At 45.1% G+C, this 23,122-nt stretch carries 18 protein-coding genes; 8 read left to right on the forward strand and 10 right to left on the reverse strand.

Going from position 1 to position 23,122, the window contains the following annotated elements:
* Positions 1 to 261 precede the first annotated feature (261 nt).
* Positions 262 to 507 (forward strand): hypothetical protein, encoded by a 246-nt coding sequence (locus MSG38_RS14775; RefSeq protein ID WP_026084480.1) that lies wholly within the window; start codon positions 262 to 264, stop codon positions 505 to 507.
* Between the two features lie 637 nt (positions 508 to 1,144).
* Here the strand turns inward: MSG38_RS14775 and malG are convergent.
* From malG to malE, 3 genes are all read right to left on the reverse strand, one after another.
* Complete coding sequence (gene malG, locus MSG38_RS14780) at positions 1,145 to 2,035, reverse strand: maltose ABC transporter permease MalG (RefSeq protein ID WP_019822930.1); 891 nt, start codon at positions 2,033 to 2,035, stop codon at positions 1,145 to 1,147.
* A gap of 11 nt (positions 2,036 to 2,046) precedes the next feature.
* The gene (gene malF / locus MSG38_RS14785; RefSeq protein ID WP_050620445.1) at positions 2,047 to 3,618 is read right to left on the reverse strand and encodes a maltose ABC transporter permease MalF; all 1,572 of its coding nucleotides are present in this window, start codon (positions 3,616 to 3,618) and stop codon (positions 2,047 to 2,049) included.
* A gap of 81 nt (positions 3,619 to 3,699) precedes the next feature.
* The gene (gene malE / locus MSG38_RS14790) at positions 3,700 to 4,884 is read right to left on the reverse strand and encodes a maltose/maltodextrin ABC transporter substrate-binding protein MalE (protein WP_017060048.1); all 1,185 of its coding nucleotides are present in this window, start codon (positions 4,882 to 4,884) and stop codon (positions 3,700 to 3,702) included.
* 665 nt (positions 4,885 to 5,549) lie between these two features.
* Here malE and malK point away from each other — a divergent pair.
* Complete coding sequence (gene malK / locus MSG38_RS14795) at positions 5,550 to 6,662, forward strand: maltose/maltodextrin ABC transporter ATP-binding protein MalK (RefSeq protein WP_048609791.1); 1,113 nt, start codon at positions 5,550 to 5,552, stop codon at positions 6,660 to 6,662.
* Between the two features lie 240 nt (positions 6,663 to 6,902).
* On the opposite strand, the gene MSG38_RS14800 is transcribed toward malK, so the two are convergent.
* Positions 6,903 to 7,103 carry a hypothetical protein gene (locus MSG38_RS14800; RefSeq protein WP_010431457.1) on the reverse strand — a complete coding sequence of 67 codons (201 nt, stop codon included), beginning with the start codon at positions 7,101 to 7,103 and terminating at the stop codon, positions 6,903 to 6,905.
* A gap of 209 nt (positions 7,104 to 7,312) precedes the next feature.
* Positions 7,313 to 9,229, reverse strand: coding sequence for a methyl-accepting chemotaxis protein (locus tag MSG38_RS14805; protein ID WP_061037975.1), 1,917 nt, complete (start codon positions 9,227 to 9,229; stop codon positions 7,313 to 7,315).
* 455 nt (positions 9,230 to 9,684) lie between these two features.
* Between MSG38_RS14805 and MSG38_RS14810 the strand changes: the two genes are divergently transcribed.
* The 6 genes from MSG38_RS14810 to MSG38_RS14835 are packed head-to-tail and all read left to right on the forward strand — an operon-like array spanning position 9,685 to position 16,621.
* On the forward strand, positions 9,685 to 10,641 hold the full coding sequence (locus tag MSG38_RS14810) for a MoxR family ATPase (protein WP_048609793.1): 957 nt from the start codon (positions 9,685 to 9,687) through the stop codon (positions 10,639 to 10,641).
* Positions 10,642 to 10,651: 10 nt separating this feature from the next.
* Positions 10,652 to 11,578: a DUF58 domain-containing protein gene (locus tag MSG38_RS14815; RefSeq protein WP_050643351.1), complete on the forward strand. Its 927-nt coding sequence runs from the start codon at positions 10,652 to 10,654 to the stop codon at positions 11,576 to 11,578.
* Complete coding sequence (locus MSG38_RS14820) at positions 11,575 to 12,060, forward strand: DUF4381 domain-containing protein (RefSeq protein ID WP_086968684.1); 486 nt, start codon at positions 11,575 to 11,577, stop codon at positions 12,058 to 12,060. Before MSG38_RS14815 ends, MSG38_RS14820 begins: the two co-directional genes overlap by 4 nt.
* Positions 12,053 to 13,060, forward strand: a complete 1,008-nt coding sequence (locus tag MSG38_RS14825) for a VWA domain-containing protein (RefSeq protein ID WP_017065686.1) — start codon at positions 12,053 to 12,055, stop codon at positions 13,058 to 13,060. Before MSG38_RS14820 ends, MSG38_RS14825 begins: the two co-directional genes overlap by 8 nt.
* A complete protein-coding gene (locus MSG38_RS14830; RefSeq protein WP_248402095.1) occupies positions 13,053 to 14,939 on the forward strand; it encodes a VWA domain-containing protein in 1,887 nt (628 codons plus the stop codon). The genes MSG38_RS14825 and MSG38_RS14830 overlap by 8 nt, the downstream gene beginning before the upstream one ends.
* A gap of 2 nt (positions 14,940 to 14,941) precedes the next feature.
* On the forward strand, positions 14,942 to 16,621 hold the full coding sequence (locus tag MSG38_RS14835) for a BatD family protein (protein ID WP_086968688.1): 1,680 nt from the start codon (positions 14,942 to 14,944) through the stop codon (positions 16,619 to 16,621).
* Positions 16,622 to 16,741: 120 nt separating this feature from the next.
* Here MSG38_RS14835 and MSG38_RS14840 read toward each other — a convergent pair whose 3' ends face one another.
* The 5 genes from MSG38_RS14840 to MSG38_RS14860 all read right to left on the reverse strand — a co-directional run bounded on the left by MSG38_RS14840 (position 16,742) and on the right by MSG38_RS14860 (position 22,804).
* Positions 16,742 to 18,886: a GGDEF domain-containing protein gene (locus MSG38_RS14840; RefSeq protein WP_086968690.1), complete on the reverse strand. Its 2,145-nt coding sequence runs from the start codon at positions 18,884 to 18,886 to the stop codon at positions 16,742 to 16,744.
* 336 nt (positions 18,887 to 19,222) lie between these two features.
* Positions 19,223 to 19,972 carry a phosphate ABC transporter ATP-binding protein PstB gene (gene pstB / locus MSG38_RS14845; protein ID WP_004732036.1) on the reverse strand — a complete coding sequence of 250 codons (750 nt, stop codon included), beginning with the start codon at positions 19,970 to 19,972 and terminating at the stop codon, positions 19,223 to 19,225.
* 90 nt (positions 19,973 to 20,062) lie between these two features.
* On the reverse strand, positions 20,063 to 20,926 hold the full coding sequence (pstA, locus tag MSG38_RS14850) for a phosphate ABC transporter permease PstA (protein ID WP_017064256.1): 864 nt from the start codon (positions 20,924 to 20,926) through the stop codon (positions 20,063 to 20,065).
* 15 nt (positions 20,927 to 20,941) lie between these two features.
* Entirely contained in the window at positions 20,942 to 21,871 is a 930-nt protein-coding gene (pstC, locus tag MSG38_RS14855; protein ID WP_122081231.1) for a phosphate ABC transporter permease subunit PstC, read from the reverse strand.
* Positions 21,872 to 21,982: 111 nt separating this feature from the next.
* Entirely contained in the window at positions 21,983 to 22,804 is an 822-nt protein-coding gene (locus tag MSG38_RS14860) for a phosphate ABC transporter substrate-binding protein (protein ID WP_048609800.1), read from the reverse strand.
* Positions 22,805 to 23,122 lie beyond the last annotated feature (318 nt).

Below are 23,122 nucleotides of genomic sequence, written 5' to 3' on the forward strand. Positions count from 1 at the left end.
CCACCAGCAGCCCTCCCCCTACAAAACCTTATTACAATGCCAAGCGCCTGCTTGGCATTGATCTATTTGATACCTTCGAGCTCTACACCGCCAAATCCGCTGCACACCCAATACAGACGACAAGAGCGTGATACCCAGCCAAAGGTTGAAATGAATCGGCACTTGTTCACTGATTTATTTGGACTGTAATAAAGTCGTCATTTTGCTCTGATTAAATACCGCCAATCATAATGGATGTACTTAAATTTCCCGGAGCCACACTTGAGCGTCACACGCCCCACTCTTAGCGAATCTACACTGAACAATTTGAAGGCTGTTGAGTATCAATGGGTTAGAACTTTGTACGTCGAAGGCTACGACAGCAATGAAATCAACCACTATATCCAGACGTGCTTCGGCGGCGACCCAACGTTTGCGGATCTGTTTCGTCGTGTCGCACTCGATCAAGAGAGCATCTATGTATTACTGCAGCATTTAGGTTGCGCACCTTCAAGCAAAGAGTTCTAGCAGCTAGAACTCATTATCCACATTCTGTAGCTACCCATTCTATGTTCATCCATCCCGGCGTTTTGATCATTAGCTCTCAACTATAACTCCAGTGTAGTTTCATATCCCTGAGTTATAACCATTTAAAACTCACAGCCACATCCCGTTTCTATATGCACTTTCTGTGCAATTTCATCATTTGTTGCATACAAATCATTGAAGTATCACGCATTGGATTATTAGCAATATATCAATAGATCAACAGCCCCTTATACTGAGTGTCTGATTTGTGAGACTCGTTCACGCCTTCAAGTAAGAGGAATGAGTCAAGAAATGTGTAGGAGAGAAGTGACTCGAAGCTTTTAATATTAAAGCGCTTATCAGCACAATAACGGTGATGGATACTAGAGTTGACGAGTAAAGCAGACACAAAGACAAAACAAAAAGTAGCGGGCATAAAAAAACCCAAGTAAATACCTGGGTTAGAGTTACAAAAACCACTAATCATTAATAGCGTAAGGAACCTGATTAGTAGCCAGCTATGCGTAACCTGAGGGTTATTTTTATTACTGATCGGCGGCCAAACCAAATGATGTAATAAAAATGCCAATATAGAGCGACCTAACGGTCGCTCTTTTTCTTTCTTATAGAGTACAGCTTATCCTTTTACACCACCTGCCGTCAAACCGCCAACTAACCAACGTTGAGCAAGTAAGAACACGATAGTAATCGGAAGTGCTGATAGTACAGCCGCTGCCGCAAAGTCACCCCATAGGTAGTTCTGAGGGTATAGGTACTGCTGCATACCTACTGCTAGCGTGTAAGAGTTCACATCTGTAAGTAGGATAGACGCTACTGGTACCTCACCCACCGTCGCGATGAAAGATAGGATAAACACAACCGCTAGGATTGGCACAGACAGCGGTAGTAGAACCAGTCTGAATGCTTGCCAAGGCGTTGCACCATCAAGGGCTGCAGCCTCTTCCAGAGAGTTATCAATCGTTTCAAAGTAACCCTTAATCGTCCATACGTGCAGTGCAATACCACCAAGGTAAGAGAAGATTAGACCACCGTGTGTGTTCAAGCCTAAGAACGGAATGTATTGACCAAGTTTGTCAAACAGCGCGTAGATTGCTACTAAAGCCAATACTGCTGGGAACATTTGGAAAATCATCATCGCTTTCAGGATAGTTTCTTTACCTTTGAAGCGCATACGAGCAAATGCGTAAGCCGATGTCGTTGACAGTGCCACGATTAGAATCGATGTAACACCTGCCACTTTAATCGAGTTCCATAACCAAGTCAGTACTGGGAACGGAGGTGACGTTACCGAGCCATCAGCATTCGTCACTGACATACCTAATGCTAACTTCCAGTGTTCCAATGATGGGTTATCTGGAATCAAACTACCGGTTGCGAAGTTACCTTCACGGAACGAGATCGCGATGATCATCAGTAGTGGGAAGATAATCATTGCCAAGAAGCACCACAACACTGCATGCGTTGCCCACACTCGGTATTTAAGGCCTTTACCTTGTACCATAGCCATTGTCGAGCTCCTTAATCTTGAGACAGTTTAGTGAAACGAAGGTTTAGTAACGCTAGTGCACCAACCAATAGGAAGATAAGCGTTGCGATAGCACTTGCTAGACCGAAGTCTTGACCGCCGCCGCCTTCGAATGCAATTCGGTACGTGTAGCTTACAAGCAAGTCTGTGTAACCCGCTGGCTCAGAAGTACCAATCATGTTCGGGCCACCGTTCGTCAATAGTTGAATCATTACGAAGTTGTTGAAGTTAAAGGCAAACGCTGCAATCAATAGCGGTGTAAGCGGTTTAATCATCAATGGGAACGTAATGCGCTTGAAGTTATCAAGGAAGTTCGCACCATCGATTGCTGACGCTTCGTATAAATCATCAGGAATCGCTTTAAGCAGACCCATACATAGAATCATCATGTAAGGGAAACCTAGCCATGTGTTAACCATCAACACCATGGTTTTCGCTAAGATAGGGTCTGAGAACCAGTTCGGGCTTAAGCCGAAGATATTCTCGAGCACCATGTTGATCTCACCAAAGCTTTGGTTGAATAGACCCTTAAAGATAAGAATCGAGATAAACGCGGGTACGGCGTAAGGCAGAATCAGTAGAACACGATAAATAGAACGACCTTTCAACTCTTCCCATTGCACGATGTTAGCCAATACAAGGCCGATAACTAGCGTGAACGCTACGGTACATACCGAGAAGATAACCGTCCAAATAAAGATGCTGATAAATGGTTCTTTAATGCCGTCATCTTTCCATACACGCTCAAAGTTATGCGTACCAATGCTAACCACGAAACCTGGAGAGATGGTATTACCCGTAAACTCACCATTTGCATCAACACGCTGGTAGAAACCCACATCCATATTTGGCTTGAGAACTTCACCCGTTTCATTGTTGATTAACGTTTCTTCATCGTCTTGTAGCGTGTAAAGCGGAGCAACAGAAGCAAACTTACGTAAGCCACTCATGCGGATGTCACCACCGTCAGGTAGATTGAAATCAACACCACTGATTGCTGCTCGGTTTTGGATGATCGCTTTGATCTTCTCTTTTTCACCTTGCGCAGACTCGATTACAGATAGGTCCATCTCTGTTTCTGTCATATTGTCTAGAGAAAATACGTCAGTTGCCAACAGCTGGTCGCCATCTTTCACGACGATCTGGTGACCGTCATCTGTTTTGTACAAAGTAAATGGATAACTTTCACCGCTTTGGAATGAACGGTCTAAAAGAACGGTTTGAGTACGCTCTAAAGAAAGCTGGTTTTTTGCACTGTAGTTAGTAAACGCAAGCCCTACGGTGTATGCCAATGGGAAAAGAATGAATAAGATCATTCCGGCAATACCTGGGTAAATATAACGGTGGGCGTAAGTTTTTTTACTACCAAAAATGTAAAGTGCCAAAGCCGTTAAGATCACCGTAAGCAGCGCAAAAGCGAGCTCACCGCGAGAATACATTAGAATTGTAGCGTAGCCGTTTATTAAGCCAACGCTACCAAGCAACCCCCATTTGATGAAGACGCTTTTACTGCCTGGAAGGCTTGATGGTGCTGGGATAGCATCTGTACCTTGAACTGACTGCATAGAGGAACCTGCTAGCGATATAGATAAAAAATAGAAAAGTAAGGAGAGGTTACCCCCTCCTTAAAAGGTAGTGCCTGGGTGTTACTTAACCATACGACCTTCAGCAGCTTTTAGTGCTTGGTCTACTGATTGACGGCCGTCAACTACGTTGCCGATCGCTTCTTCCATGCTGTACCAGAATGTTGTGAACTGAGGGATGTTAGGCATGATTTCACCGTTCATCGCGTTGTCCATTGTTGCTGCAATACGAGTATCGCTGTCTAGTTGACGTTGGAAAGAGTTAAGAGCAACAGCGCCTAGTGGCTTGTCGTCGTTCAGGCTCTTCATACCTTCATCAGTTAGTAGGTAGTTTTCCATGAACTCAACAGCTAGGTCGCGGTTTGGAGACGCAGTGCTGATACCACCCGCCCATACACCAACGAAAGGTTTAGACGCTTTACCGTTGAACTTAGGTAAAGTTGTTACGCCGTAATCTACGCCAGCTTTCTTGATGTTTTCCCAACCCCAAGGGCCGTTGATTGTCATTGCAACGTTACCTGCAACGAATTCAGACTCAGCTACTGAGTAATCCATGTCTGCAGAGATAACCTTGTCTTGTACCATCTTCTCGATGAAACCTAGAGACTTCTGAACACCGTCAGTCGCTACGCCCGCATCTTTAATGTCGTAACCTTCTGCAGTCTGTTTGAATGCGTAACCGCCGTCAGCTGCAAGTAGAGGCCATGTGAAGTAAGCGCCGCCACGTAGAGGCCACATGATTGCTTTCTTGCCGTCTTTTTTAAGTTCAGCATCAAGTGCTGGGATTTCTTCCCAAGACTTAGGTGGGTTAGGAACAAGCGCTTTGTTATAAATTAGAGAAACTGACTCAACAGCAACAGGGTATGCGATTGTTTTACCTTCGTATGAAACAGCGTCCCATGCGAAGTCTACGATACCTTCTTTAGTTTCTTTAGAAGGTTTGATATCAACAAGAAGTCCCGCTTCTGCATAGCCGCCAAAACGGTCATGTGCGTAGAAGATCATGTCTGGGCCATCGCCAGCTGCAGCTACTTGAGGGAATTTCTCTTCTAGCTTGTCAGGGAAAGCGACGGTTACTTTAACACCAGTATCTTCTTCGAAGCGTTTACCTACTTCAGCCATGCCTTCATAAGCTTTGTCACCACCTACCCAGATTGTTAGTTGTCCTTCTTCGATAGCAGCATTTGCACCAAAAGAACCCAGAGCAACTATTGTACCTAGAGCTACAGCGCTTAGAGCGTTTTTCATGTGAATATCCTTTTTATATTTATACGTAGGGCACATCTACCAAGATGAGCCAGTTTTCGGAGGTTATGATCTGAGAAAACAGACCCTAGCTCATCATCCTAGCCACTACGCCCTAGCTATTATGGCTTAAATTCGTGATCACCATCCGGTCAGATTAGAGACTGCAATCACAAAACGCATACTCATCGTGATCAACGTCACCGTTATGGGGTGGATTTATTTGAACTGGATCGCCAATTATTAATAACCCTATTTATCTACTCCTCCCCTCCTACTCCCCCTAGTTAATTTTCCATTAGGAGGATGTACCCTTACGCCAATTCACCGAAACTGCATTCATCCAAGAGTGGATAGTAAGAACCCTTTACCGGCAAGTGTTATGCGTTGACGCATTATTCATTTAGTTGGCTTCACTGCCCGCTGGTGTCTTATATTAGCATCGAGCTAAATCTGTGATTGAATCACGGGGGAGGTTTAGCTGGATGTGGGGGAAATGGGCATCAGTTTGGCTATGACGGGTGGGCTTGGTTAAAGAAGCCGAGTCTCACCCACTTTTTTTCTTACTCACTCAATACTTACCAATTCCTACAGTTACTGCTGACCCAAAAATTTCTTATAATGATAAGCAGTAAAACTTAAAATTTGATCGATCGAGGACAAGCTAGATGGCGAGTGTCACGTTAAAAAACGTTTATAAATCATATGGTGATGTACAGATTTCTAAGGACGTAACCTTAGACATCAACGAAGGTGAATTCGTAGTATTCGTTGGACCATCAGGTTGTGGTAAATCGACGCTATTACGTTGTATCGCAGGTCTAGAAGACATTACGTCTGGTGATTTGTACATTGGCGACAAGCGCATGAATGACGTTGAACCGTCAAAGCGTGGCGTAGGTATGGTATTCCAATCATACGCGCTTTACCCTCACCTTAACCTATACGACAACATGTCTTTCGGTCTTAAGCTAGCTAACGCAAATAAAGCTGAAATCGACAAGCGTGTTGAACATGCTGCAGAAATCCTTCAGCTTGGTCATCTTCTTGAGCGACAACCTAAAGCGCTTTCTGGTGGTCAACGTCAACGTGTTGCGATTGGTCGTACTCTGGTTTCTCAACCAAACGTATTCCTACTTGATGAGCCTCTATCAAACCTAGATGCTGCACTACGTGTTCAAATGCGTTCGCAAATCACCAAGCTACAGCGTCAACTGGGTTGTACCATGATCTACGTTACCCACGACCAAGTGGAAGCGATGACAATGGCGGATAAGATCGTTGTTCTTGATGGTGGTTATGTATCTCAAGTCGGTAAGCCGCTTGACCTTTACCACTACCCTCAAAACCGTTTCGTTGCTGGCTTTATTGGTTCGCCGAAGATGAACTTCATGTCGGTACACATTGAACAAGCTGAAGCAGAACGCGTATTGGTACAACTTTCTAATGGCATGACTTTCTGGATTCCTGTTGACGGGACGACGGTTAATGCTGGCGATCGTATGTCTCTGGGTATTCGCCCTGAACACTTGATGTCTGCTGAATCAGGTGACGCGACGATTGAAGCTGACGTGATGATGGTAGAGAAACTAGGTAACGAAACTCAGGTTTACCTAAACCTTGAAAGTGCCGATGCTGATGTTATCTATCGCCAGCCAGACACGTTGAAAATCGAATCAGGTGACAAGTTGGCGATTGGTATTCCAGCGCACCGTTGCCACCTGTTCCACAGCGATGGCCGCGCATGTCGTCGTTTGTACAAAGAATACGGCACAGACTAATCGCTTAGCCTTTTAGGATATAACTTGCCCATATCGAATCCCTCTTACTCAGTAAGGGGGATTTTTTTATGTGCTGGAGACGGTTTCACTTACATTGAATAGTTCATGAGCCAGCTACTCGGTCTTTCGTTAACGGCAATAAAAAAGGTCTAGCAACCGCTAGACCTTTATCTTTTAGTTAGGCTATGAACCCAACCGCTAATATCACTTCTTTTAGACATGAAACCTGTCTAAATCAACTTAGTGAATTGGCGTATCATTCTGTTTGTTGAACTGGCCAAAATGCTTCTCTAACACTTCAGGTGTCAGTTTGCCTTCCGCTTCTAGTCGCTTGAACTCAGCAACAATTGCTTTTTGCTCTTCAAGTGATGGCAGTTTCACCTCAGGCTCATCGCCCATCTCTTGAGTCATCTGCTCTAGTTCTTTTTCAAAATCGCTCATGATACTTACCTAAATATTAAACCTAACGAGATTTTACTCATTTACGCCCTATGATGCTAGGGTGATTGAGTGCAAAGCCCGAAACCAGATCAAGCTAAGGTTCGTTAAAAGAAAACAAACCCACAAAATAAAAAGAGCTGGATTCACGATTAAATGAATCCAGCTCTTAGTTTATGTCTCTTTCTAAGCCATGCTACAGCTTAAAGGGATTAAAGCTTAAACGAACCAACCATCTTATCCAGACGAGAAGAAAGGTCTCGAAGCTCTTGGCTCGCCTCAGCAAGTTGCTCAGCAGTGCCCGTTGTCACTTCGTTGATGGCGTTTATCTCTTCAATGTTCTGGTTGATGGTGTGAACTACGGTTGATTGCTCTTCCGTTGCCGTTGCCACTTGAGTGTTACGGTCTGTGATATCAACGATACGGTCTGAAATACCACTCAGCACGTCTACCGCTTCATCCGACGCCGATACACCTTCAAGGGTAATCACCTTACCCGTACTCATTGCCGTTACCGCATCTTTTGCATCGCTTTGCAGCTGGTTGATCATCTTTTGAATCTCTTCCGTTGAATCTGCGGTACGGCTTGCTAGGTTACGTACTTCATCTGCTACCACCGCAAAACCACGTCCTTGCTCACCGGCACGTGCAGCTTCGATCGCCGCGTTTAATGCGAGTAAGTTAGTTTGCTCTGAAATATCACGGATAACACCCAGAATAGAACCGATGTCTTGAGTTGTAGAAGCCAGTTGTTCTACTACCTGACCCGTGCTTTCAATATCTTGCGCCAAACGACTGATCGCGTCTTTTGCTTTGTTCACCACAGAGCGGCCTACTTCCGTATTGCCTGACGCTTGTGTTGCCGTTTCTGCTGCGGTTGCCGCGTTTGATGCAATCTCACTGATGGTCATACCCATTTGGTTAATGGCAGCCACCACTTGAAGCGTTTGGTCGCGCTGTTCTTGGCTGTTGTCGTGGGTGATGTGGGCTTTGTTAGAAACACTCTCTGCCGCCACTTGAAGCGCTTGGCTTGTCGAACACACCTCTTTCATCGACTCGTGAATCTTTTCAATGAACCCATTGAAGCCCTTCGAAAGCTGTGCGATTTCATCGTTGCCTTTCACTTCAATACGCTGTGCAAGATCACCGTCACCTTCACCTAAGTCACCGAAACGCTTAGCCAGAAGTTTAATAGGTTGAGTAATGCTGTTCGCCAGAACTACGCCCATTAGGATAAACACTAATGCCACAACCGCAGTCATGATCAACATCTTTTGCGCTGTTGCATCTAGCTCAGCAAATACTTCGCCTGTTGGTACTACACCAATAACGAACCAGTCCATTGAAGACACATACAAGCTCGCCACAAACAGCTCTTGGCCTTGGCTTTCTGTAGTAATCAGGTTGAAGCCCGACTTGTTCAGTAGTTGGCTTGCTTGAGGACCGTAAAGTTGTTGAAGTGAAGAGTCACTGCGAGAACGCTCGCGATGAATTTGAACATCACCTTGGCTATCGGTTAAGAAGACAAAACCGGTATTTTCAATCTTGAAACCGTTCAGCAGATTAACCATGTCATCCATCGACTTTGATAGACCAGACATCGCCAAACCAGAAGGCTGCTGATAGTTAGCAAACATCTTCACTTCGCCATTGGCTTCTTGGAACATGCTCACCATGGTCGGCTGTCCAGATTGCGTAAAGCCAAAGAACCAACCATCTTGCTGTTGGTTTAACTGACGTAGGAAACCATTTTGGTTCCAGTAATACGCCGTTTGACGGTTCGCCACTGAGGCATCATTCAACTGATACTGGTTACGAACATTGTTCAGTTGTTTCACCAGCTTGTTTTCTAATGCCGGATCGCGATCGGTCGATTCGATAGCATCAGAAATAAATTCATTTGAAGCAATTTGCTCCGCCGCTAGCAATAGCTGAGAGACTTCGCGGTCAATTTCACCATTGATTCGCTCTAGCATTCCTGGAAGTTCAATATCGATCAATCGATGACTTAATACATCTCTTGCTTGTTGTTGTGCCATTGCGCCGACAATCACTGTCGATGCAAGAACCGCAAAGGTAATTCCAAGTACAACTTTTTGCTTGATACTCAGAGAGTTAGTTTTAAACATATTTGGACCTTTAAAAAGAATCGCTCGTTATTGGTATACCCTGAACAGGACTTTTTTAGTGCACTCCAACAAGCAATGCACAATCTGAGTGATGTATCGGCCACAACCAATAAAACTAGAGACTTTTCTCTCAAAAAACTGCAAATATGATGTAACAATTAAAAACATTCACCTTGAACATGAATTAACTAGGCAAATACCACATTGTCGAGAGTCGATTTTAGCTCTCAGCCCTTAGATCCAACCGAACTCAAACCACTCCCCACCGCTGAGCTTTTGTATATAAAAACCAATTGATATGGTAATAATCACAACCTAACGATGTTTTTAGCTAACCACTTGTAAATCTTTCCAATTTTGAAAAAATAAATTACGCAAATGTACTGGAACTTTTTCCTCGAAATCAGTGACCAATACACAAAATAAAAATCAAATGGATACCCAGAGAGTCCAAAATGCATAAAACAAATTTCGAAGTCCTTCAAAACTATCTAGAGTCTCAAATCATTGGTCAAAAAGAGCTCGTTAAGCAACTGATGATCGCCCTTCTAGCGGATGGTCATATCCTCGTTGAAGGACCTCCCGGCTTAGCAAAAACTCGCGCAGTAAAATCACTGGCTGACTGTGTTGAGGGTGACTTCCATCGTATTCAATTCACTCCCGATCTGTTGCCTGCTGATTTGACGGGTACCGATATTTTCCGACCAGAAACGGGAGAGTTCACCTTCCAATCAGGTCCGATTTTCAATTCATTGATTCTAGCGGATGAGATCAACCGTGCTCCGGCGAAAGTTCAAGCGGCAATGCTGGAAGCGATGGCAGAAAAACAAGTGACTGCCGGTCGAAAGACCTATGCGCTGCCTGAGCTATTCTTGGTCATGGCAACACAGAACCCGATTGAACAAGAAGGGACTTACCCGCTGCCGGAAGCTCAGTTAGACCGTTTCTTACTTCACCTAGAAGTTGAATACCCAGATATGGAAAGCGAGCTGGAGATCTTACGACTCAACCGTGGTGAGGCTCAAGGCAACGAATCAGCTCAGCCACAACAGATATCTCAGCAAACGATCTTTGAAGCGCGCCAAGAAGTGCTCAACATTCACATGGCAGACACCATTGAGCAGTACATCATCAGACTGGTAATGGCGACTCGCCAACCTAAGCAATACAGTGACCAACTTGATCAATGGTTAGACATGGGTGTCAGCCCGCGTGCAACCATTGCGTTAGACCGTTGTGCCCGCGCTCACGCTTGGCTTGCAGGACGCGACTATGTTACACCCCAAGATGTTCAAGCGATGGCATTCCCTGTGTTACGCCACCGTCTACTGCGCAGCTACCACGCACAAGCTGAAGGTGTCACCGCAAACCAAGTGATCACACACCTTATTTCATTGGTTGGCAGCGCATAGGGATACGCGCATGAATAATCAACTACCTAATCATAGTGACGGCGTCACGTTAAGTTTGGATGAGCTGCTGCAATACAAAGCGCAGTCTGTTCGTTGGTTGCCTCCAGCCAAGAGCCTTTGGTCTCAACTCAATGGTCAACACGAGAGCAACCGCAAAGGTCGCGGGATGAATTTCTCTGAGGTTCGTCAATATCAAGCGGGCGATGACATTCGCAGCATTGATTGGCGTGTAACAGCCAGAACGGGCAAAGCGCATACCAAGCTTTTCTCTGAAGAGAGAGAACAGCCTGTCATTTTATTCTTGGATCTATCAAGCAGTATGATTTTTGGCTCAACCTTGCTGCTGAAATCGGTTCAACTTGCTCACTTTGCTAGCCAACTGTGCTGGCTTACTGTGGCTCAAAAAGACCGAATTGGCGCGGTGATCGATACTGGCAAAGAGGTCATTGAGATTAAGCCAAGTGCAAGCAACCATGCTCCACTGCGTATTTTGCAAAAAGTCATAGAAATCAATAATGCGGCACTGTCTAATCATGACAATCATAATGACACGACCTTAGAGCATGGGCTGAAATCTCTGCACCAGCTTTGCCCTAAAGGAAGCGATATTATTATGCTCAGTGACTTTGTGCGTTACCAAGAAAGTGACTACTCACTTATCAGTCAAATTCGGAGGCACAACAGAGTACGTCTGGTGCATTTCTACGATCCGCTAGAGCAAGGTGAAACCGCCTATAAAGGTTCTAAGCAGGTCACCGATGGCAGCAAAACTCAATGGTTTAATTTCTCTTCTAATAAAGAAAAGCAAAAGCTTAACCATGCTTTTTCGCTTAAGAAACAGCAGCTGCAACAGATGGGTTTGTCTCTCGCTATACCCTATAGCTCGCTGTCGAGTGCGCAGTCACTCATGAGCCAGATATCAGGAGCTCAGTCATGAAACAGCCCTTAGATTTAAGTCCGGTTATTGCGCCAGACGCACCGACTTGGTGGCCTTTGGCGTGGGGTTGGTGGGCCGTGATTATCACAGCCATTTCCTTGATTGCCTTGGTGTTTTTTATTCTAAAGCGTAGAAAAAACAATCAACAGGCGAAGCAAGAAGCGCTGTCTTACTTCAGTAATCGTCAGTCTTCAAATCGCTTGTCTCCGAGCGAAGCACAACGCATCCTTCGTCAGGCAGCATTGAGCTACTTCCCACGAGAAAAAGTGGCAGGTCTAGCAGGCAATGATTGGTTGAAGTTCTTAGACGCACAATTGAAAAAGCCGTTGTTTGTAGCAAAACAATCCCAGTGGCAACAAGCGCTCTATCAAGATGTAGCCCTAATGAACGACGAACAGAAAAAGGCTCAGCTGCAATTGATTAATGACTGCGAAATATGGCTTCGTAAAGCCCTTCCTCCTAAGCGAGGTCGTTATGAGTGATTTTCTAAGCACTATGTTTCTAAGCAGGGACTTGCTAAACATCGAGTTCGTTTGGTGGTGGATGTTCTTCATCGCGCCACTGCCGTTGCTCGTTTACTTGTTCTCACCAAAGTCAGAATCGAGCAATGCCCTAAGGCTTCCATTTTTGCCCGAAGACAGCAATACCAAAACACCGAGCAGTCGCTTACCAAAGGCGTTGTCCGTGATTATCTGGCTTCTGCTGGTTACGGCGAGCGCACGCCCTGTATGGTATGGCGAACCGGTGGAGTTTCAACCGAAGCATCGTGATTTGATGTTGGTTGTCGACCTCTCCTACTCGATGAGCCAAGAAGACATGCAGTTCAATGGCGAATACATCGACCGCTTGTCGGCTGTGAAACGAGTATTGAGTGACTTTATTGAGCGTCGTAAAGGTGACCGAGTCGGATTGGTACTATTTGCTGATCACGCCTACTTGCAGACACCACTGACGTTAGATAGAGACACGCTTTCACAACAACTCAATCAAGCTGTGCTAAAGCTGATTGGTACTCAAACTGCGATCGGTGATGGTATCGGCCTTGCCACCAAAACCTTTGTCGACAGCGACGCTCCTCAGCGTGTAATGATTCTACTCAGCGACGGCAGTAATACTGCTGGGGTATTAGACCCGCTAGAAGCGGCGGATATTGCAAAGAAATACGACGCGACGATTTACACCGTGGGTGTAGGTGCAGGCGAGATGATGGTCAAAGAGTTCTTCATGACGCGCAAAGTCAATACTGCTCAAGATTTGGATGAACGCACACTAATAGAAATTGCCAAACGCACCGGCGGTCAGTACTTCCGAGCACGTGACAGCAAAGAGTTAGCGACGATTTACGACACCATCAACCAGTTAGAGCCCGTGACGAACGCCACTAAGATCTGGCGACCGCAACAAGAGTGGTTTGTATGGCCACTGTCGGCGGCAATGTTCTTCGCATTTATGCTGTTAGCCATTAGGAGAAACAATGTCTAACTTTACTTTTATCTACCCATATTGGTTCTTGGCGCTTGCAGCATTGCCCGCTATTTGGTGGCTGAGCAAGAGACAATCCAAACAAGGATTACTCGCGTCACACATCGCTCGATACTTGGCGCCTGAATCGAGTAAGCCATCGAAAAATCGCAGTACTTACTTCGGTATTTGGTGGCTGGTCGGCGTTATTGCATTAGCTGGACCAAGCTTTGAGAAAAACGAACAGCCGAGCTTCGAAAAAACGCAGGCACGAGTTGTGATCATGGATATGTCGATGTCTATGTATGCCACCGACATTAAGCCGAATCGTTTAACGCAAGCCCGATACAAGGCTCTGGATCTGCTTTCATTATGGAAGGAGGGGCTAACAGGCATGGTGGCATATGCTGGAGATGCTTACACCATTAGCCCGCTAACCTCAGACATCAACACCATCAAGAACCTAGTCCCTAACCTATCGCCAGATATCATGCCTTATCAAGGCGGTGATGCCGCATCAGCCGTTAAGCTTGCGATTGATATGATGACTCGCGCTCATATCTACCAAGGCGATCTAGTTCTGATTGCTGACGATATTGATGCTCAAGAGAAGAAACAGATCGACTCCCTACTCTCTGGCAACGATTGGACATTGTCGATTTTAGCCGTCGGGACTGAAAGCGGTGCGCCAATCTCGTTACCTACGGGTTCGATGCTGCAAACCGACTCAGGACAAACCGTGGTGGCAAGAACTAACTTAGAGAACATGCGCGAGCTTACACGCAGCTATGGTGGCACGTTCACTGAAGTTCAATTTGATAACTCAGATGTTGAACACATCGCGAGCTACCTCGACCGCGTTGCAACAACATCGGAAGTAACCAAGACCAAAAACTCACTCAACACCAGAGTGAACAACGGTTTCTGGTTACTGCCTTTGCTATTACTTCCGGCACTTGGATTATTCAGGAAAGGGGTTGTTTGGTGTGCCTTAGCTGGAGTTATCTCTTTTAGCCAACCAAATACTGCGTTTGCGAACCCGTGGAAAACCGATGATCAAGTAGGCTATCAGCTGTATCAGGACGAGGACTTCCAACAAGCTGCTGAACAGTTCACCCAACAAGAGTGGAAAGGCATTGCTCAATACAAAGCCGGTGATTTCGAAGCCGCAGAGCAGACGCTGCAAGAGCTTTCTAGTGAAGATGCTCGCTACAACCTTGCTAACGCTCAAGCCCAACAAGGTAAGTACGACCAAGCGACCCAAGAGTATCAACGTATTCTTGAAAGCAACCCTGAACATGCTTATGCGAAGAAGAACCTAGAGATTGTCGAACAGGCTCAGAAGCAACAGCAACAGCAACAGCAACAGCAAGGCGATTCTGACTCCAAAGACCAGAAAGACCAAAATCAGCAAGGTCAGCAAGGTCAGCAAGGTCAGCAAGGTCAGCAAAATGATTCTTCGCAAAGCTCGCAGGATCAACAGCAAAGCTCCACAGACAATAACAAGTCGCAAGATCAAAGCAGTAACCAAGATCAACGTGGTAGCCAAGATCAAAACGCAGCTCAAGGCCAACCTGAAAATCAATCTGACTCTGAAAAGTCTAAACAAAACGACAAGCTTGCCGCTCAACAAAGTAAGAGTGATCAGCAGAAACAGAGTGACCAAGAAGGCGCTACACCTCAAAGTGCTAGCGCACAACAAGCTTCAAAAGAAGATGGTGAGCAAAATGGTCAGCAAGCTGTAGCACAAACCTCAGATCAACCTCTGTCGAGCGATCCGGACATGCGAAAACTTGAGCAAGTAGAAAGCGCCCGTGACCCGAGCCAACTGCTTAAAGCGCAAATGACTTTACAAGCACGACAAAAAAGTGCTCCTAACAACCAGAACAAAAAGTGGTAACCATGCGATTTCTAAATAAGCCATTTTTATCCGTACTCCTAACATTGTTGTTGGGAGCTTTCTCGTCCTTCTCAGCATTGGCTGCAAACGCCGTGGCGAGTGTTTCACATAACAGTGTCACCAAAGATGAAGTATTTCTTCTTAGAGTCGCAACCGATGAAAAGGTCTCTTCTGACGCGTTAGATCTTACGGCGCTCCAGCAGGATTTTTATGTCGGCACACCAAACTTTGGGTCGTCGATGCGAATCGTCAATGGCAGCCGTTCGGTGTCAAGTGAATGGAACATCAGCCTTGCTCCACTGCGTTTGGGCAAGATACAAATACCTAGTTTCGATATTGAAGGGGCGAAAACCAAGCCAATCACCATCAATGTTGCCGTTAATAAAGCTGTGCCCACTCAACATGATATGGCTGAGTTTCAACTTAATCTAAGCAAAAGCTCTCTATACCCACAAGAAGTGGCTGAGCTTGATGTAAAACTCATCATAAAAGCTGACCCAAGAAGACTGCAAGATCCTAAAATAGCGCCACCGAGCTCGCCGGGCTTAGATGTGGAACCTATTGGTGAATCGAAGCAATTTCAAGATGTTCTCAATGGACAAGAGGTGACGGTAGTTCAACAGTCTTTCCGTATCTCCTCACAAAAGGCCGGACAGTTTAAGTTGAACGGACCGAAGCTGACTGGAGCCGTTGTTTACTCAACCAACAACTCCCGTACAACGCGTCTGTTCCAGCTCGATACACCTGTTGAAACCTTAGATGTCACCGTCAAAGAGGTGCCAAAAGGCTACCAAGGTGAGTGGTTACCAACATCAAACTTCAAACTGATTCAACAATGGTCAGATAGCCAAGGCAATCAACTGGGAAATAGTAATGGTTTAGAAGGCGGTACCCCAACAATTGAAATGGAAGCCGGTGATTCGTTAACTCGTACCATCACCATGACGGCTAGTAACTTAACGCAACACCAGCTGCCAAAACTGAATATCACCTACCCTAATTCGGTACGTGTTTATGAAGAGAAGCCGCAATTTGGCACAACTCAGTCAGGTGATGCTGTCGTTGTTTACAAGCAAGTATTGATTCCGAAAGAGGCTGGAAATATCTCGCTTCCTGATGTGTCTCAAGCTTGGTTTAACACCGATTTGCAATCAGAACAAACCAGCAAAGCGCAAGGGCTAGAGTTAGCTGTAAAAGCAAGTGATCGCGCAGCGTCAAGCACTCCACCAGTGACTGCTACGCCCGCCCAACAGGTAAGCCCGACGGTTGTTACTGTGGATAGCCCTGGGATCTGGCCTTATCTCACCGCTGTGTTTGCTGTTTTATGGTTAATCAGCTCAGCGATGGCTTTCTATTTCTGGTCACGACGTGGTGTAACTACAAAACCAACACGCATAGTTGAACGTCAATCAGATACAGCAGAAGCGCTTATTGAAGCTCTAAAAACGAAAGATGGCGTGATGACCAGAACCTTGTTTGAACAATGGAAAGCAGAAAATCCAGACTTGAGCGACGAGACAATAGAAGTGATTGAAACTGAACTAACGAAGCTCAATCAGAGCCTCTATGCTGAAGCTGGTTCACCAAGTCAGTCATGGGGCCCGGCTCAAGCAATCAAAGCAGTTAAGAAGCCAAAGCGAGTCACAAGCAAAGCACGCAAGAGCACATTGGAAAAGCTTTAGTTAACCAGCAATCTAAGTAAGCATAAAATCTAAGTAAACGAAAAAGAACGAAGCCGTGATGACCACATAGTGATCATCACGGCTTCATTCGTTTTACGCTAAGAAGAAACAGATACCGCACTAAGAAATTGAAACTGCGACCTTTTTACGTTTCAACGCAGAAACGATTCGATTTCTCCCAGAGTCTTTGGCTTGATACAAGGCTTTGTCTGCCTTGCCATACAGCAGATCAAAATCGAATTGATGCTGGTCTGAGGTTATCGAGGCATAGCCGACAGATGCAGTTAAATACTGACTGGTGCTGCTTTCACAATGAAGGATCTTCGCCTCTTCAATGCATTTTCTGATCGACTCTGCACGCTGTTTAGTTTCTGAATGATGAGTGCCGATCATCAACAACATAAACTCCTCTCCTCCAATACGACAGAAGGTCTCTTGTTCACTATAAACATGGTTATTCAGTATCTTACCTATCGAGCGTAAAGCAGCGTCACCTTCGGTATGACCATAAACACTGTTGTACAAACCAAAATGATCCAAATCGACGAGGATCAATCCAAATGTGACTTCATGTTGTGTGGCAAACGCTCCTTGATCGTCACAGTTTAGATCTTCTAACACCTGCGACAGCATACGACGATTTCCAAGGCGCGTCAGCGGGTCTAATTTAGAAATGATATCCAACTGTTCATTGGCTCTTTCAAGCTCTTGAGTGCGCTTACTGACCTCTTGCTCAAGCGTTTCATTGAGCTTTTTAAGCTCCTCTTGCGCCATGGTTCTTTGCAGCACCTCAGCAAGACTAGAGGCGAAGATCCGAATCACTTCGCGAAGCTGGGAAGTTAAAGGGCTGCGTGTTAACAAGTTATCGGCGGCAATAAACGCAATCGGCTCACCCGTATTGGTGGTGAGCATGGTCATTGCCGTCCAACCTACCCCAACAATATTAAAGTCATGATAGATAGGTACTGATTCTTCAAATGCGACTTGATTAGGACAAGCGCGAGCCGCTGAAACAATGTTGCGTTCCACCAGCTCTGAACGATAGTAGGACTCGTCGACAATATCGCCCTTTATATCCGTACCCCATGTACCTTGCATGTAGCTGCAATTCTTATCCGTCAGGAAAACCGCCAATCGGTCAATGCCTAGGTGTTGAATAGCAAAGCTAACCGCAGACTTACACACCTCACTAACACTGTCGCAGCGAGACAACTCAACCATGCTAGAGTGCAGCATGCGTATGTTCTGCTCTTGGCGTTTACGAATGTATATCTGAGAGAGCAGCGAGCCGAAGGACTCAAGCATCTGCTTTTGATAATTGGTGATTGGTGAACGGTGAATGTAGTTATCCATCGCAATCCAGCCGACCGGTTTATCCCCTTCACGCAAGATAAGCATCCCATTCCAGCCCTGCCCCACCACCTTGCCTTCGGTGTAGAGTGGCGCTTGTTCAATAATAACTAAGTTGGTGTGGTTGTCAGACAGCGCCTCAATGTATTCAGCTTCAAGTTGGTGTAAATCATATTGAGTATGATGTTCACTGTTGGTTTTACCCGTTTCATCGGTGCCGTAAGTGCCGCTAAAACAGCGCTTTTTCATATCAAGCAACATGAAGATCGCACGATCAAAGCCTAGGCGATCGCGTACGGCTTCTACTGATGCTTTATAGAGTGCATCTAAAGTTTCGGGATTAGAAAGCTCTAACGCCACCTGATGAACTAGCTTCATGTTCTCGACAAACAATTCACGAAGCTTAATCTCATCAAGGTATTGAGCTTCACGTGTGTCTCTGTGTTTGATCTCAAGTGCCGCGTTCTTCTCAGCACGAATACACTGCCAGCGAGCGGCGGCAAGTTGAAGAACATCTAGATCTTGGTCGAAGGTTTGATTGATCTTTTCGGCATCGCAATTTTGAACAATTAAATAAGTTCTACAGGCAGGCGCGTTGTCGAGCATCATGATGAACGACTCCCCACCGAGCACTTTTATGTGATCCCAGTTACAGGTATTGATTGCCATAGGTAAAACACCGTCTGCGGTATCAAACTGTGAAACCCAAGGCCAAAATGTAGAGGGGTAATTCTCAAGAGGGGTTAATTCACCGTAACAAAACAACGGCAACGAATCGCTTTCCGGTATCGGCTCAGCAAATATCCCAATCCCTTTTGGAGCAAGCATTTTAGCTAAGTACTCAAAAAGAGACTCTGCCAATAAACGGTGATCGCGCGTAGCAGATATTTGTTTTGCAAAGGCTTTTACAGGCACAGCTTCCGTCCATTGGCTATTGAGAATACAGCAAAAATACAGAAGGCTTGATATGCAATCAATGTAACTAAAAATGAGATGTTAAGCGGGTCGCAATTTCACTTTTTACATTATCACAAGCATGAGAAGGACTACAAAAATGGGATTTCCTGCCCAAAATTTCATCGACATTGGGACTTTTTTAGAGGCATAAAAAAGCCCCACCAAAAGTGGGGCAAAACTTCCATCGCTTATAGTTATAGTGATAATTCTGTCGATCTATTCGATTATCTAACCTGCGTATCAGTTAGCGTGCTGGTTTTGCTAATAGGCTAAACACAGCACCTAAATAATCAATTAACCAAAGTCACCGTTTACGTAACCTTTAGTACGATCATCTTTTGGTTCGCTGAAGATAACACTCGTTTCATTGTGCTCTACAAGCTCTCCCATTAGGAAGAAAGCAGTACGGTCTGAAATACGACGCGCTTGCTGCATTGAGTGCGTTACGATAACGATAGTGAAGTCTTTCTTCAGGTCTTCCATCAATTCTTCAATCTTGTGCGTCGCGATTGGGTCAAGAGCCGATGTAGGTTCATCCATCAGGATTACATCCGGTTCCATTGCAATGGTACGAGCGATACATAGACGTTGTTGCTGACCACCAGACAAGCCAAATGCGTGTGCTTTAAGACGATCTTTTACTTCGTCCCACAGTGCTGCACTGCGCAGTGAACTTTCTACTACTTCATCAATGTGCTTCTTGTCTTTGATGCCTTGAGCACGCAAGCCGTAAGCCACGTTCTCGTAGATGCTCATTGGGAATGGGTTTGGCTTTTGGAATACCATGCCTACGCGAATACGTAGGTCAGCCACATCAATATTGCCGTAGATGTTTGTACCATCCATATCCAGCTTACCTTTGATAGTAACGCCTTCAATTAGGTCATTCATGCGGTTCAAGCAACGTAGTAGCGTTGACTTACCACAACCTGATGGGCCAATCAGTGCCGTAACCTGACGAGTAGGAATTGGCAGGTTGATAGATTTAAGCGCTTGGTTGTCGCCGTAAAACAGATCTAGGTTCTCAATATCAAATTTGTTCATGTTCGTAATCTCTAAATTCTTAAATTCGTGTCTAACTTGATGCTTTCTTTATCACGGGGGCTCTCTTTATTGATGAGCCAGCTAATGAGCTTAGTAAGTTGCCGTGTTGAAGCGTCTCGCAATCAGTTTTGTAACCATGTTGATCAAGAGAACCAGTACGATTAGGACTGTCGCCGTGCCGTAGGCTTGGTTCCACTCATCGATAGTAAATAGCTCTGTTGTCAGCTTATATAGGTGAACCGTTAGTGTACGGCCAGAATCGAATACCGACTCAGGAACACGTGCCACCATACCTGCTGTTAAAAATACAGGTGCTGATTCGCCAATTACACGACCAATACTAAGAATGACCGAAGTTAAGATACCTGGCATTGCGCTTGGTAAGATCAAACGCCAGATAGTGTAGATTTTTGAAGCGCCAAGGCCATATGAGCCTTCGCGGTAAGTTTGTGGCACTGCCATCAATGCTTCTTCTGTAGTACGAATGATTACAGGAAGAATCAAGATACTTAGCGTTAGTGCACCCGACAGAATCGAGAAGCCAAGACCAAGAATCGAAACAAAGAAGGTCATACCGAACAGACCAAAGATGATCGATGGGATACCAGCTAGCGACTCAGTACAGAATCGAATCACTTTCACCAATCGGCTACCTACTTTCGCATATTCAGTTAAGTATATCGCCGTCATGATGCCTAGTGGCGCGGCTACCGCAATCGATGCGATTACCATGTAGATCGTGGCAATGATCATTGGGAAAATACCACGTTCTTCACCAGTACGAGTGTAATCGTCAGTGATGAAGTTCCAATCTACGTATTGCAGACCGTTCGATAGGATGTACCAAATAATCCAGAATAAGAAACCAACGGTTACAGCCGCAGCTGCCCAGATAAAGCCTTTCAGGATGTTATCTTTGGTTTGACGTGCTTGTTTTAGTTTTACGCGATCCATATTACTTATCCTCGCCTACTTCGCTTTTTCACGGTTAAGATAAAGTAGAGCACCATTTAACATCATGATGAACACTAGAAGTACAACACCCGTTGCGTACAATGCGCTAGCGTGAACGCCACTTGCGTAAGACATTTCAATTGCAATGTTTGCTGTTAGCGTACGAGCTGAGTCCAAAATACCTTCTGGCATTGCTGGCGCGTTACCCATAACCATGATGATAGCCATCGTTTCGCCAAGTGCGCGGCCGATACCTAAAATCACACCAGTCATAATGCCTGAACGTGCAGCAGGAACGAGTAGCTTAAAAATCGTGTAGATTTTCGAAGCACCCAGTGCAAGTGAACCTTCTTTGTATGTGCGAGGTACAGCACGAATCGAAGTTTCAGAAACCGTGATAACGGTAGGAAGAATCATGATACCCAGAACAATGATACCCGCCAGGATAGTGTTACCCGCTGGTACTTGGAAAACGTTCTGAATCATTGGAACGATAATTACTAGACCGAAGAAGCCGTAAACTACCGACGGGATACCCGCTAGAAGCTCAACTGCTGGTCGAATAATATCTGCAAGACGCTTTGGAGCAATCTCAGCAATAAAAATAGCGGTTAATACACCAACTGGTACACCAACAACTACAGCTCCAAGTGTCGAAACAATCGATGCAACAATCATAGTTGCAACACCGAATAGAGCTGGAGGTAACCAGTCAACACCCAGAACGATGCCAGAAACACCGGCCTCTTGGAATGCAGGGATACTCTCTGCAACGATAAAGTAAGCGATAACGGCTAGTGATACGATGCCGATTACAGCACTCGATAAGAACAAGCCGTGGAAGATTCTTTCTCTCCAGTCGATGCGCTTCTTAGCACGTAGACTTGGCTTGTTGATTTGAGTCGCTTCAGTATTCATAAGCTTTTCACTATTTGCGATGGTCATATATAAAATCTCAAACTTTGTGGCTCAATAAGAGCTCGAAATAAACAAAGTTGAAAGAAAAGGCTCAGCCTAAAGCAGGCTGAGCAATAATTAAGATTGAGTCAGTTAAGATTAGTTAACTGTGATGTAGCCTTTTTTAGCTGAGATAGCTTGAGCTTCGTCTGCAACCATCCAGTCTAGGAATTGTTGAGTTTCAGCTGATGGAGCGCCATCTTTGTAAAGAACTAGGAAAGGACGAGCAACTTTGTAAGAACCGTTCTTAACGTTGTCTACAGTCGCAGCAGCGCCGTCGATAGTTAGAGCTTGAACAGATTCGTCAACTGTACCTAGAGAGATAAAGCCGATAGCGTATGGGTTGCTTGCTACAGAAACTTTAAGTGCGCCGTTACCGTTTGCAACTTGTGCACGTTGAGAGATAGCCGATACTTTCTTATCGCCAATCTTCTTCTTAAGTTTCATGATGTCTTCGAATGCACCACGTGTACCAGATGCAGTATCACGAGTGATTGCTACGATTGGCTTGTCAGCACCGCCAACATCTTTCCAGTTAGTGATGTCGCCTTTGTAGATTGAAGTGATTTGCTCAGCTGTAAGAGCAGATACTTCGTTATTTGGGTTTACAACAACTGCGATCCCGTCACGAGCGATAACTAGCTCTTTCAGGTCAGCTGTTTTCTCTTCTTCTTTTAGGTCACGAGAAGAGATACCAAGGTCAGCACTTCCATTTTTTGCTGCTTTGATGCCTGCAGAGGAACCTGGTGCTTGAATTTCGATGAACACTGGTTCGCCTTTATTCATGTAGGTTTCTGCAAAAACTTCAACCAGTGGAGAAGCACTGTTAGAGCCAACTACAGAGATAGTTTCTTTAGCTGAAGCTGTATTCACTGTTAGAGCGCCTAGTAGTGCGATTGCACCGATAACTGTCTTTTTCATCACAAATTTCCTTTAGTGGCGTTATTGCCGTAATGTTGTGTTTTGCTTGAACGAGGCCTACTTTAGAATCCGAATATGACAGTTGTGTTTCACTTAATTGAAGCCTATATGACAACTGCAATTTATTTTCTTGTTTCTCCCCTACCAAATAGCCTTAAAGTAATAAATTAGCCCCACTCATAGGCACCGAATATTCATTCCAACCTACTTAAGCTAAACCGCTCAATATCTCGCCATCCCTTTTATTACCTAATACCACACAAGGTTCTGTGCCAAATAACCCTACCTTAAAAATGGCTAAAGCCTTGTTTGTACAAT

Source organism: Vibrio sp. 1CM24A, assembly GCF_023161725.1.
In the GTDB taxonomy this organism is placed as follows: domain Bacteria; phylum Pseudomonadota; class Gammaproteobacteria; order Enterobacterales; family Vibrionaceae; genus Vibrio; species Vibrio coralliirubri.

Bases quoted from the DNA above. Each gene is read 5' to 3' on its own strand.
- MSG38_RS14835 (WP_086968688.1), top strand. From the start codon at position 14,942: ATGCGATTTCTAAATAAGCCATTTTTATCCGTACTCCTAACATTGTTG.
- MSG38_RS14830 (WP_248402095.1), top strand. From the start codon at position 13,053: ATGTCTAACTTTACTTTTATCTACCCATATTGGTTCTTGGCGCTTGCA.
- MSG38_RS14810 (WP_048609793.1), top strand. From the start codon at position 9,685: ATGCATAAAACAAATTTCGAAGTCCTTCAAAACTATCTAGAGTCTCAA.
- pstA (WP_017064256.1), bottom strand. From the start codon at position 20,926: ATGGATCGCGTAAAACTAAAACAAGCACGTCAAACCAAAGATAACATC.
- pstB (WP_004732036.1), bottom strand. From the start codon at position 19,972: ATGAACAAATTTGATATTGAGAACCTAGATCTGTTTTACGGCGACAAC.
- malG (WP_019822930.1), bottom strand. From the start codon at position 2,035: ATGGCTATGGTACAAGGTAAAGGCCTTAAATACCGAGTGTGGGCAACG.
- malK (WP_048609791.1), top strand. From the start codon at position 5,550: ATGGCGAGTGTCACGTTAAAAAACGTTTATAAATCATATGGTGATGTA.
- MSG38_RS14815 (WP_050643351.1), top strand. From the start codon at position 10,652: ATGAATAATCAACTACCTAATCATAGTGACGGCGTCACGTTAAGTTTG.
- malF (WP_050620445.1), bottom strand. From the start codon at position 3,618: ATGCAGTCAGTTCAAGGTACAGATGCTATCCCAGCACCATCAAGCCTT.
- MSG38_RS14860 (WP_048609800.1), bottom strand. From the start codon at position 22,804: ATGAAAAAGACAGTTATCGGTGCAATCGCACTACTAGGCGCTCTAACA.
- MSG38_RS14820 (WP_086968684.1), top strand. From the start codon at position 11,575: ATGAAACAGCCCTTAGATTTAAGTCCGGTTATTGCGCCAGACGCACCG.
- MSG38_RS14805 (WP_061037975.1), bottom strand. From the start codon at position 9,229: ATGTTTAAAACTAACTCTCTGAGTATCAAGCAAAAAGTTGTACTTGGA.
- pstC (WP_122081231.1), bottom strand. From the start codon at position 21,871: ATGACCATCGCAAATAGTGAAAAGCTTATGAATACTGAAGCGACTCAA.
- malE (WP_017060048.1), bottom strand. From the start codon at position 4,884: ATGAAAAACGCTCTAAGCGCTGTAGCTCTAGGTACAATAGTTGCTCTG.
- MSG38_RS14825 (WP_017065686.1), top strand. From the start codon at position 12,053: ATGAGTGATTTTCTAAGCACTATGTTTCTAAGCAGGGACTTGCTAAAC.
- MSG38_RS14800 (WP_010431457.1), bottom strand. From the start codon at position 7,103: ATGAGCGATTTTGAAAAAGAACTAGAGCAGATGACTCAAGAGATGGGC.